This window comes from Thermobacillus sp. ZCTH02-B1 (genome assembly GCF_002159085.1).
Lineage (GTDB): Bacteria > Bacillota > Bacilli > Paenibacillales > Paenibacillaceae > Thermobacillus.
The window spans coordinates 1-10,685 of sequence record NZ_LZRU01000026.1; the positions used below are offsets into that span (position 1 = coordinate 1).

At 61.2% G+C, this 10,685-nt stretch carries 9 protein-coding genes and 2 pseudogenes; 4 read left to right on the forward strand and 7 right to left on the reverse strand.

Annotated elements, in window-relative coordinates; genetic code table 11:
• The 4 genes and pseudogenes from A9Z00_RS11675 to ahpC all read right to left on the reverse strand — a co-directional run.
• Positions 1-253, reverse strand: a pseudogene (locus A9Z00_RS11675) (IS1380 family transposase); the annotation flags it as partial.
• A gap of 129 nt (positions 254-382) precedes the next feature.
• Positions 383-2,191 carry a sensor histidine kinase gene (locus A9Z00_RS11680; RefSeq protein ID WP_296977476.1) on the reverse strand — a complete coding sequence of 603 codons (1,809 nt, stop codon included), beginning with the start codon at positions 2,189-2,191 and terminating at the stop codon, positions 383-385.
• Positions 2,192-2,333: 142 nt separating this feature from the next.
• Positions 2,334-3,866 carry an alkyl hydroperoxide reductase subunit F gene (gene ahpF / locus A9Z00_RS11685; RefSeq protein ID WP_296977479.1) on the reverse strand — a complete coding sequence of 511 codons (1,533 nt, stop codon included), beginning with the start codon at positions 3,864-3,866 and terminating at the stop codon, positions 2,334-2,336.
• A 12-nt stretch (positions 3,867-3,878) separates the two neighbouring features.
• Positions 3,879-4,442 (reverse strand): alkyl hydroperoxide reductase subunit C, encoded by a 564-nt coding sequence (ahpC, locus tag A9Z00_RS11690; protein WP_296977482.1) that lies wholly within the window; start codon positions 4,440-4,442, stop codon positions 3,879-3,881.
• Between the two features lie 577 nt (positions 4,443-5,019).
• Here ahpC and A9Z00_RS11695 point away from each other — a divergent pair.
• Positions 5,020-5,991: a family 16 glycosylhydrolase gene (locus A9Z00_RS11695; protein ID WP_296977485.1), complete on the forward strand. Its 972-nt coding sequence runs from the start codon at positions 5,020-5,022 to the stop codon at positions 5,989-5,991.
• A 75-nt stretch (positions 5,992-6,066) separates the two neighbouring features.
• Complete coding sequence (locus A9Z00_RS11700) at positions 6,067-6,333, forward strand: hypothetical protein (RefSeq protein WP_296977488.1); 267 nt, start codon at positions 6,067-6,069, stop codon at positions 6,331-6,333.
• On the opposite strand, the gene A9Z00_RS11705 is transcribed toward A9Z00_RS11700, so the two are convergent.
• Positions 6,309-7,052, reverse strand: coding sequence for an MFS transporter (locus A9Z00_RS11705; protein WP_296977490.1), 744 nt, complete (start codon positions 7,050-7,052; stop codon positions 6,309-6,311). The two genes, A9Z00_RS11700 and A9Z00_RS11705, sit on opposite strands and share 25 nt — an antisense overlap.
• A 97-nt stretch (positions 7,053-7,149) precedes the next feature.
• Positions 7,150-7,680, reverse strand: a pseudogene (locus tag A9Z00_RS15845) (MFS transporter); the annotation flags it as partial.
• A gap of 108 nt (positions 7,681-7,788) precedes the next feature.
• Here A9Z00_RS15845 and A9Z00_RS11715 point away from each other — a divergent pair.
• The gene (locus A9Z00_RS11715; protein WP_296977496.1) at positions 7,789-8,679 is read left to right on the forward strand and encodes a LysR family transcriptional regulator; all 891 of its coding nucleotides are present in this window, start codon (positions 7,789-7,791) and stop codon (positions 8,677-8,679) included.
• Here A9Z00_RS11715 and A9Z00_RS11720 read toward each other — a convergent pair.
• A complete protein-coding gene (locus A9Z00_RS11720) occupies positions 8,661-8,969 on the reverse strand; it encodes a hypothetical protein (protein WP_296977498.1) in 309 nt (102 codons plus the stop codon). The two genes, A9Z00_RS11715 and A9Z00_RS11720, sit on opposite strands and share 19 nt — an antisense overlap.
• 271 nt (positions 8,970-9,240) lie before the next feature.
• Between A9Z00_RS11720 and A9Z00_RS11725 the strand changes: the two genes are divergently transcribed.
• The gene (locus A9Z00_RS11725; RefSeq protein ID WP_296977499.1) at positions 9,241-10,248 is read left to right on the forward strand and encodes a ketoacyl-ACP synthase III; all 1,008 of its coding nucleotides are present in this window, start codon (positions 9,241-9,243) and stop codon (positions 10,246-10,248) included.
• Positions 10,249-10,685: the final 437 nt, after the last annotated feature.

The following is a 10,685-nucleotide window of genomic DNA, read 5'->3' on the forward strand; positions in this document are numbered from 1 at the left end:
GCGGATCATATTGCAACTTGCGAAAATGAAAGAGCCGCTGGCAGCCGAGCACCCAGCCGACAATGAGATACAGCAGGATGCGGTAGAGGGGAAACAACGAGTTGTTTGCCTTCGCAAACGATAGCCCCTGCAGCGCCTTGGCGAGCTTGATTTTCTCGAGGTATTCCAGAAAGATTTTGGCGCCTCCGAAACTGGTCGCATGTCGCAGGGAAAATTCTGTCTTGATTTTGCTGACGGGTGTGGTAGACTTCACCTTAAAGGTGCTCCTTTCTTTGGCTGGTTTTTTTTCGTCAAACACCATTCTACCAAAGAACAGGAGCCCTTTTTATGTTTTTAAAAGAGTTTTACTTTCGAAATTCAGGTTTAATGTCCATGTCCGCGGCTATACTTCTTCGGTCCCGGCCGTCTCCCGCCGCATCGGCAGCGTGATCCGGATATGCGTCCCCCGGCCCGGAGCGCTGTCGATGAACAGCCGGATTCTGTCGCCGTACAGCATCCGCAGCCGGTAAAGCACGTTCTGCACGCCGATCCGCTCGCCCAGCTCCTCCGTCTCATTCTCGAGATAACCGTAAATGCGCTGCACCTGTTCGGGCCGCATGCCGACGCCGTTGTCACGGATCGAAAATTCGAGATCGGCCTCGAGGCACCGGATCGCGATGTCGATCTCGCCGCCGCCTTTCATCGGTTCGATGCCGTGAATGCTGGCGTTTTCGACAAATGGCAGAAACACCATTTTCGGAATGAGCTGATCCCGCGCCTCCGGATCGACTTCGATCCGGTAGGTGAGCCGTTCGCCGAACCGGTATTTCTGGATTTCAAGGAAGCAATCGATGAACTCGAGCTCCTCCTCCACCCGGATCATGTCCCGGGTCCACGTCAGGGACGAACGCAGCAGCTTCGCCATCTTGTGGATGATCTGGGCCGTCTCGGTCTCGTTTTTGATCAGGCTGCGCATCCGGATCGCTTCCAGCGAGTTGAACAGGAAATGCGGGTTGATCTGGCTCTGCAGCGCGTTGAACTGGGCCTTCCTTCGCTCGATCTCCAGGCTCTTCTGCCGGATGTCGGCGATGTACACGTCGTGGATGAGCCGCTTGATCTGCATCGTCATCCGGTTGAACTCGTTCTGCAATTGCCCGATCTCGTCCAGCGTCTCCGGGGTCTCGATCGGCACGAACTGCTGGTTCTTCACCTTCTTCATGTGGCGCAGGATGTTGACAAGCCGGACGTTCATCGAACGCGTGACCCAGTAAATGATGGTCGTCGAAAAGATCAGGTTGATCAGGGCGAGCCAGAGGATGAAGTCCCGCGATTCACGCACTTCGCGAAGCACCTCTTCCTCCGGGATGACGCCGATCAGCTTCCAGCCGTTCAGATACACGGCGCTTCTGTAATCGGTTTCAAACTCGATGGCGTCTACCGGCTTTGCAAGCTCATGATAGTACACCGTCTTTCTCTTCCAATCGATTTCCGGGTTCGTCGTATACTGCACCTGCCCCGATTCGTCGAGCAGATAGAGGTACCCGGGCAGATTGAGATTGGAGAACACCTGCTCGATCGCCTGGGGCCTGATCTCGATCTTGATGATCTTCTCCCATTTGTTCTGTCCGAGAAAGCGGAATTGGTTCATCCGGCGCACGATGACGAAGGTGTCGCGGATCCGTTCCGAAGGCTGGATCACATGCTCGCGGACCGTGCGGAGCAACACGGGAGTCGAGCCGACCACCTCCTCCAGCTCCCGATACCAATCGGATTCGCGCACTTCCGATGTAAGGCGTCCGATCGCGCCGGAATGCATCATCGTCGGATTGTCGAGGTAAATCTTGATGTTCTGCATGGACGTGTACATCGGCGTGTAGCTGTTGAGCACTTTGCGGAAATAGGAATCGTATGCCTCGACATATTCGACCGGACCTTCATATTCCTTCTCCAGAATGTCATTCAAGATGTAGTCCGAGACGAACACATCGGACACCCGGATCGCGGCGTCGACCTCCGCGCGGAACTCGTTCCGCACCTGCTCGAGGGCGCGCGAAATGTCCTGTATGCGCTGTTCCCTTACATTGTTGGTGGTGGCCTGATAGAAGACGACGTTTGTCAGCACGATCGGAAACAGCACGCAGAAGAAATATACGATCAGCATCTTGTTGCGCAGCCGGATGTTGTCCAGGCGGAGCGGCAGCCGGAATTTCATCGTCTCTCCCCTTGTTGACCGAATTTGACACCTCTTGCTTTGATCATACAAAATCCCGGGGATTCGGCAACAGCCCGAATCGCGAAGAAACGCGAAAAGGCCCGGCGGATGATCCGCCGGACCCCGGCATGATGCGAAAGATTCAGTTCCGGATCAAATAGTCGAACGCGCTGAGCGCGGCCGTCGCGCCCGAACCCATGGAGATGATGATCTGCTTGTAGGCGCTGTTCGTGCAATCGCCCGCGGCGAACACGCCGGGGATGGACGTCGCGCCGCGGCCGTCGACGACGATCTCGCCCATGCGCGTGCGCTCGAGCACGCCCTCCAGCCATTCGGTGTTCGGCACGAGGCCGATCTGGATGAACACCCCGTCCATCGGCAGGTGATGTTCCTCGCCGGTGGCGCGGTCGATATACGTGATGCCTTCCATCTTCGTGCCGCCGGTGATTTCCTTGACCTGCACGTTCGTGTAGACCGTCACGTTCGGAAGGCTGTACAGCCGGTCCTGCAGCACCTGGTCCGCCTTCAGTTCCGGCAGGAATTCGAACACCGTCACATGTGCCGCGATCCCCGCCAGGTCGATGGCCGCCTCGATGCCGGAGTTGCCGCCGCCGACGACAGCCACCCGCTTGCCGGCGAACAGCGGCCCGTCGCAGTGCGGGCAATAAGCCACGCCCTTGTTGCGGAACTCCGCTTCGCCCGGCACGTTCAGGTTGCGCCATCGCGCTCCCGTCGCGATCACGACCGTCCGGCTTTTCAGCACGGCGCCGTTGTTCAGCGTGACCTCGACGAAGTCGCCGTTCTTCTCGAGCTTCTCCGCCCGCACCGATTTCATGATGTCGACCGGGTATTCCCGCACGTGCTCTTCCAGCGCGGCGGCGAGCTTCGGACCTTCCGTGTACTTCACGCTGATCAGGTTCTCGATGCCGAGCGTCTCGTTCACCAGCCCGCCGAAGCGCTCGGCGACGATGCCGGTGCGGACTCCTTTGCGCGCGGCGTAGATCGCGGCGCTCGCGCCCGCCGGTCCGCCCCCGATGACGAGGACGTCGAACGGCTCCTTGTCCGCGAATTCCGCCGCGCCGGCGTTGACGCCCAATTTGTTCAGGATGTCCTCGAGCGTCATCCGGCCGCTCGCGAAGAACTCGCCGTTCAGGAAGACCGACGGCACGGCCATGATCTCCTTGCGCTCGACCTCTTCCTTGTAGGCGGCGCCGTCAATCATCGTGTGCGAGATGTTCGGGTTCAGCACGCTCATGATGTTGAGCGCCTGCACGACTTCCGGACAGTTGTGGCAGGACAGGCTCACGTACGTCTCGAAGCGGTGCTCGCCCTGGATCGACTTGATCCGCTCGATCACCGGCGCCTCGACCTTCGGCGGCCGGCCGCTCACCTGCAGGATCGCCAGGACGAGCGAGGTGAATTCATGCCCGAGCGGCACGCCGGCGAACACGATGCCGGTGTCCTCGCCCGGACGGTTGACGCTGAAGCTCGGCGTGCGCGGCAGTTCCGCCCGTTCGACCGTAATACGAGGGGACATGCCGGCCAGCTCCTCCAGCAGGTCCAGCATGTCCCTCGATACGTTGTCCGAACCGGCGCTGACCTTGAACACAACGTCGCCTTCCAGAAGCTGCATATACTGCTGCAGTTGTGCCCGAATGTCCGCGTCCAGTTTCATGGCCATGTCTCCTCAGATTTTGCCGACGAGATCGAGGCTCGGTTTCAGCGTGTCTGCTCCTTCTTCCCACTTCGCCGGGCAGACTTCGCCCGGATGGTTGCGCACGTATTGGGCCGCCTTGATCTTGCGGATCAGCGTGCTCGCGTCGCGGCCGATGCCGTCGGCGTTGATTTCGACCGCCTGAATGACGCCGTCCGGGTCGATGATGAACGTGGCGCGCTGCGCCAGGCCCGTCGTTTCGTCCAGCACCTGGAAGTTGCGGGAAATCTCGTGCGACGGGTCGCCGATCATGATGTACTCGACCTTGCCGATGGCCGGCGACGTGTCATGCCATGCCTTGTGCACGTAGTGCGTATCCGTGGAGACCGAGTAGACTTCCACGCCCAGCTTCTTCAGCTCGGCGTAATGGTTCTGCAGGTCCTCCAGTTCCGTCGGGCAGACGAACGTGAAGTCCGCCGGATAGAAGCAGACGACGCTCCATTTGCCTTGAAAATCCGCGTCCGTCACTTCGAGGAACTTGCCATTCTGATACGCCTGCGCCTTGAACGGCAGCACTTTGCTTCCAACGAGCGGCATGGTCTCTCTCCTCCTGATTCCATGGTATTAATTATTCTATTTATTTATTTAAACTAACTCAAAAAGAGTGTCAAATCGGGAGAGCTCTTGTAACAAAATTGACATGTTTTCTGGATCGGCCTCCCATTTCCGCATGGCGCCTCCAGCCGCCACCTCCCTCCGCTTCCTCTTTGTTCCATTGTCGCCGGACCGCCGGAAAGATATTCATGCCTCGCCCGGTTCTGCAACATATCGTGAACAGGTCGTGCCGCACGGTTGAAACATCCCCGGCTGCAGACACCAAAGCCGGATCTATATTTTTGTCCATCGATCCATACTTTTGAACCTTTATTTCGTGGATGGAAGCGCTCACAATAGAAGAGGAAGACAGAATATTCCGTTTGTACCGCAATTCTCCATCCGGAGCGTGCGGCGGAGAATGCTGTCTTCAGGTTCTCGCGCGGAGGTGATGAACGTTCCGGTCAGGGAACAAAGCGGTCGTGTCGGGCTGCTTCCGGCTCGACAACGGGTTTGAAGGGAGGCATGCGAAGTCGAAACGTCACGGCTCCATATGAAATTTCAAAGGAGGGAATTGACGATGATCTTGGCGCGGCAGCGGGAAAAATGGCTCGCGCTGCTCGTCATGGCGGCGCTTGTCGCGATGCTGCTCCCCGCCCCGAAGGCGAAAGCGGCGTATCAGCTGGTCTGGAGCGACGAGTTCAACGGCCCGTCGATCAACACCAATTATTGGACGTTCGATATCGGCACGGGCTCCAACGGCTGGGGCAACAACGAGCTGCAATATTACACGAACCGTCCGGAGAACGCGCGGATCGAGAACGGCAATCTGGTCATCGAAGCCCGCAGGGAATCGTACGGCGGCATGAACTACACCTCGGCGCGGCTCAAGACGCAGGACAAGATCAATTTCAAGTACGGCCGGATCGAGGCGCGGATCAAGCTGCCGAAGGGGCAGGGCCTGTGGCCGGCGTTCTGGACGCTGGGGGAGGACATCACGAGCGTCGGCTGGCCGTACTGCGGCGAGATTGACATCATGGAGCACATCAACAACGAGAACGTGACGTACGGTTACATCCATTGGGATGCCGGCGGACACGCCTCGTACGGCGGTCCCAGCTTCCCGTTCGATGTGACGGATTACCACGTCTATTCGATCGAGTGGACGCCGAGCTACATCAAATGGTTTGTGGACGGCGTCCAGTTCTGGGAAGCGAACATCCAGAACGACATCAACTCGACGGAGGAGTTCCACAAGCCGCACTTTATTCTGCTGAATCTGGCGGTGGGCGGCAACTGGCCGGGCTCGCCCGACGGGTCGACGCCGTTCCCGGCGAAAATGTACGTCGATTATGTGCGCGTCTATCAGGATGTCGGCGGCCCGAATCCCGCGGACGACATCGTATCCGGCGGCACCTACAAGCTGATCAATCCGAACAGCGGCCTCGCGCTCGACGTCGCCGGAGCCGGAACAGCAGACGGCACGAACGTCCAGATCTGGACGGACAACGGTACGGTTGCCCAGAAGTGGCAGCTCATCCGGCTTTATTGATGCGGAATACCGGGCAGCGCCGATCCCGATGGCGGAAGGCCGCTGCCCCTTTTTCTGCCCGATCCGGCTGGTCCAATGTACCTCCGCAGTTTCAACACGCATCCCCCGTGCGCGGGCGTCGTGTATTCGATGCAGCTCACCGATCCATCGAAATCCGCCGCCTGCCGGCTATCGCCGCTTCGGCGTCCGTTGGCTTCGGCGTCCGTTGAATGGTTCTCCCGGAAGAAGCATTGCCCCGGCCTGTGGCTCGTGAGCGGATTCGGGCACGAGGATGAAGCGCACAGGTACTACAAGGATTTTGGTTTCGAAGTGACGGGCTACCGGTTTGTCAAGCGGTTCTGACCGCGCTTCGTCCGCTCCGGAAGCAGGAGGACGAGCAGCATCTGGAGCTGGGCGGCGGCGAACAGGGCGAGGAAGAGGTTGCTGTGGACCGCCGAAACGCCGTCCGCGGCCAACGGGTTGAAGGCGACGCCTCCGCCCGCCTCGAGCGCCTTCGTCACGGCGATTCCGGCCAGCGCCGTGGACATGAAGTTGCTCAGGCTGTACACACCCATTCCGATGCCGGTCCGGCCTTCCGCCAGCGTGACGGACACCGCCTTCGCGAGCGCGGGCTGCGCCAGAATGTAACCCGAGCACGTGAACGCGAGAGCCGACGCGATGCCCCACGCCGCGCGTCCGGCCAGCGACGAGAGGAACAGGAGCCCCGAGCCCGTGAGCGCGGCGGCCGCGAGCAGGACGACGCTTGCGCCCTTCCGGTCGATCATCCGCCCGCCGTACAGGCCGGCCAGCGAAGACGCGGCGGCCCCCGGGAACATCAAGAGGCCGATCCGCCCGGCGTCCAGCCGGAACACTTCGCCGAGCAGAATTGGCGTGAGCAGCAGGACGCCGAAGTTGACCGACGCATTGAGAAATCCCGCGGCAAGTCCCGTCCGATAGGCACGGCTGCGGAACAGTTCCGGCGGGATGAAGGGGTTTGCGGTGCGTTTTTGGCGAAGGACGAACAGGATGGCCAGACCTGCGCTTGCGGCCAGCAGCGACACGTTCAGGAGATTGATGGCCAAGCATGAACGAGACCACCGCCGCAAGGAAGCCCGCCGTGCCGATGGCGTCGATCGGCTGTCCGCCCCGATTCGGTTCATCCGGCATCCACCGCAGGAAGAACGGCAGGAGCACCAACACCCCGGCCGAGAACAGGAACAGCGCCCGCCAATGGAACACTTCGGCGATCAGTCCGCCCGCAACCGGTCCCGCCGCTCCCGACGCGGCCATCGCCGCCGCTACCGCGCCCAGCGCCCTCCCCCTGCGCTCCTCCGGCACGAAGCGGACGGGAATCAGCATCGTGAGCGACGGAACGGCGGAGGCGCCGATCCCCTGCGCGATCCGGGCCGCGTTCAACAGCGCGTAATTCGCCGCGAAGAAGCCGAAGATCGACCCGGCGGCGAACATCAGGATTCCGAAGGCGGCGAGCGGCTTCAGGCCGAACCGGTCCGCCAGCTTGCCGTAGAGAAGCGCGCCGGCCGCGTACAGGATGCCAAACACGGTGACGACCCAGCTCGCCGTGCCGTAGGGCAGCCGGAATTCGGCGATGATGTCGGGCAGCGCCACGTTGAACATCGCAATGTTCATGGCGGAGAACGGGATCAGGCAGCAGACGAGGGAGACGATCCGTTTTTCGCGCGTTTCCATCATCCGATCCCCCCTGCTCAATGAGCATTATAGGGAGGATTTTTCATAATGTATAATGTATATTTTAATATAATTAGATAATGTATAACTTATTTATTGGGGGCGTGTACGGTGGAATTGCTGCAACTGCACTATTTCCGGAAGGTGGCCCGGTTGCAGCACCTGACGCAGGCGGCGCGGGAGCTGCACATCACCCAGCCGGCGCTCAGCCAGACGATCGCGAAGCTCGAGAAGGAGCTCGGCGTGCCGCTGTTCAGCCGCGAAGGAAGGCGGATCCGGCTGAACGCCTACGGGAAAGCGTTCCTGGAGAAGGTGGAGACGGCGCTCGAAGCGCTCGAGGAAGGCCGGCGGATCGTGGCCGACATGGCCGGGCTCGAGAAGGGAGTCGTGTCGCTTGACGCCACGTTCATCCCGCATTTTCCGGAGGTGCTGGACGACTTCCGGCGGGAGCATCCCGAAGTCGCCTTCCGGATATCACAGGCCCCGTCGAAAGCCGCCAAGGAAGCGTTGCTGATGAGCGGCCGGATCGACTTCTGCATCTCGTGCGAACCGGTCCTGCAGCCGGGAGTGTGCAACCGGCCCGTCAGCTCCGAGGAGATCGTCCTGACCGTACCCGCCGGTCATCCGTTCGCAGGACGCGGGCAGATCGGGCTGCGCGAGGCCGCCGGCGAGCCGTTCATCGCGTTCAAGCGGGAGCACCGGTTCCGCGAAACGACGGATGAGCTGTGCCGGGATGCCGGTTTTTCGCCGAACATCGTGTGCGAGGCGGATGAATCCGGGATGATCCTCGACCTGATCCGGTCCGGCCTCGGCGTCGCGCTGCTGCCGGAATCGGTCGCGGGGCGGGACGGCGCGGTTTGCGCGGTGCGCATCCTGGCGCCGGTCGCGCGGCGCACCTATTACCTGACATGGAAGGAAAACCGCTACCTGTCGCGGGCCGCCACGGCGTTCCGCGATTTTGTGCTCGGTCGGTTTTCGGAATTTCAGGTTTCGTCCCGCTGAGCGACGATGCGGCCGTCGTCCGTGAGATACACGCGTTTCGCCGGGTCGTTGTTCAGCTTCACGTTGCAGAGCTTCGCCTGATGCTCTCCGAGGCCCGCGATCTCCCATTCGGACGGTTCTTCGACGCCTTTTTCCCGGAGAAAAGCCCGGGCCTCCGCTTCCGCGGACTCCCGATCCTCCCACAGCTTCACGCCGTAATACGGAAGATCATACACGTTCAGCAGCGTGCAGGAGAAGAGCTCGGATGTCTTTTTGTTTTTCAGCGCATAGGGCATTTTCGTCACCCCCATTTACCGGCATTATACCACCTTTCCCGCACGGCTGCCGGATTTCCGGCCGGTCCTCGCCCATGCCGGTCATCGCCCGTCTCCGTTCCCGCCGGCCCAGTCGCCATTTCAGGCCTCCGGTGCCGGACGCGATGTCCATAAAGCGCGCGCTGACCGCGGCCTCCCATGGGCTTGACACCCCGTGGATTAGCATCTACTATTAGTACCTGATACTAAAATCAGATTTCAACTCCAATTGCCTGATCCACTGCCGCTGCAAAAGGATGTGACGCCCATGTATCACGCCTCGCGGATCCGCACGAACGCCGCCGTCACGGCCATCGGAACCCATGTGCCCGGGCGGGTGCTGACGAACGCCGACCTGGAACGCATGGTCGACACCAGCGACGAATGGATCGTCCGCCGTACCGGCATCCGCGAACGGCGCATCGCCGCGGAGGGCGAGTACGCGAGCCATCTCGCCGCGGCGGCCGTCCGGGATCTGGCGGCCCGCTGGAACAAGACGGTCGATGACGTCGACTGCATCCTGACCGCCACCTCGACTCCCGACGCCGTGTTCCCGGGTGTCTCCGCCCTCGTGCAGGCCGAGCTGGGCATCCGGGCCGCCGCGGCCGTCGACCTGTCGGCCGCCTGCGCCGGATTCGTCGCCGGCCTGCAAATGGCGGGAGGCCTGATCGGGTCCGGCCTCTATCGCAAGGTGCTCGTGATCGCCGCCGACACGCTGTCCCGCGTGACGGACTACACCGACCGGACGACCTGCATCCTGTTCGGCGACGGCGCGGGCGCCGCGCTTGTCGAGGCGTTGCCGGACGGCGAACCCCCGTCCTTCCTCGCGGGCGGCGCCTCGACGGACGGCCGGAACGGCTGCCACGTCTTGTTGCCGGCGTTGGCGCCGGAGATTCGCGGGACAGCCGTCAAGCCGGGCGGCAAGCTGGTCCAGAACGGTCCCGAAGTGTACCGATGGGCCGTCGAGAACGTGACGGAAGCGGTGCGAACGACGCTCGACCTGTGCGGCATGACGCCGGACGATCTCGACTGGTTCGTGCCGCACAGCGCCAATCTGCGGATGATCGCCGCGATCTGCGAGCGGGCCGGCATCCCGTTCGAACGGACGCTGACGAGCGTTGAACGGTTCGGCAACACCTCGGCCGCCACGATTCCGCTCGCCCTAAATCTCGCGGTCCGGGACGGCAGGCTGAAGCGCGGAGATGCGGTGCTGCTGCACGGATTCGGCGGCGGGCTGACGCAGGCGGGACTGCTGCTCGAATGGCGGCTGCCGTGACGCGGACCGACCGCCTGCCATGGGGTTGCCGCGCGCCCAACAACCCAACAGCCCGAAAATGAGCGGCACATGCAAGTCCTCCGCCTTGCAGCGGTTCTTGAACTTCCCCTTCGGCTGCCTTTGGATGGCTTTGCATATTTGAAATAACCCTAAATTTCGAAAGCCCATTGTTTCGGTAAAATCACGAGATGTTAGCGCATAACACCCTGTAAATAACAGGGAAGTTCCCAGCCAGACAACTCCCCGTCAGCGTTGAAAGGTATTCCTCCCCCCTCCCCCACCGCAAGGGGCTTTTGGTTTTCCATGTAAAATTGTGGGAATCTCTAACCTGACATGGTCGCCAGCCGCGCTTCGATTCGCTTCCACGCATGGCGGTATGGAAAGTCGTGAGCCAGTTTCAGGATGAGCTTCCGGCTGTGCCGAACGATCGTCGCCGC

Coding starts and splice junctions, on each gene's coding strand:
- A9Z00_RS11725 (WP_296977499.1), top strand. CDS start 9,241: ATGTATCACGCCTCGCGGATCCGCACGAACGCCGCCGTCACGGCCATC.
- ahpC (WP_296977482.1), bottom strand. CDS start 4,442: ATGCCGCTCGTTGGAAGCAAAGTGCTGCCGTTCAAGGCGCAGGCGTAT.
- A9Z00_RS11720 (WP_296977498.1), bottom strand. CDS start 8,969: ATGGGGGTGACGAAAATGCCCTATGCGCTGAAAAACAAAAAGACATCC.
- ahpF (WP_296977479.1), bottom strand. CDS start 3,866: ATGAAACTGGACGCGGACATTCGGGCACAACTGCAGCAGTATATGCAG.
- A9Z00_RS11680 (WP_296977476.1), bottom strand. CDS start 2,191: ATGAAATTCCGGCTGCCGCTCCGCCTGGACAACATCCGGCTGCGCAAC.
- A9Z00_RS11695 (WP_296977485.1), top strand. CDS start 5,020: ATGATCTTGGCGCGGCAGCGGGAAAAATGGCTCGCGCTGCTCGTCATG.
- A9Z00_RS11700 (WP_296977488.1), top strand. CDS start 6,067: ATGTACCTCCGCAGTTTCAACACGCATCCCCCGTGCGCGGGCGTCGTG.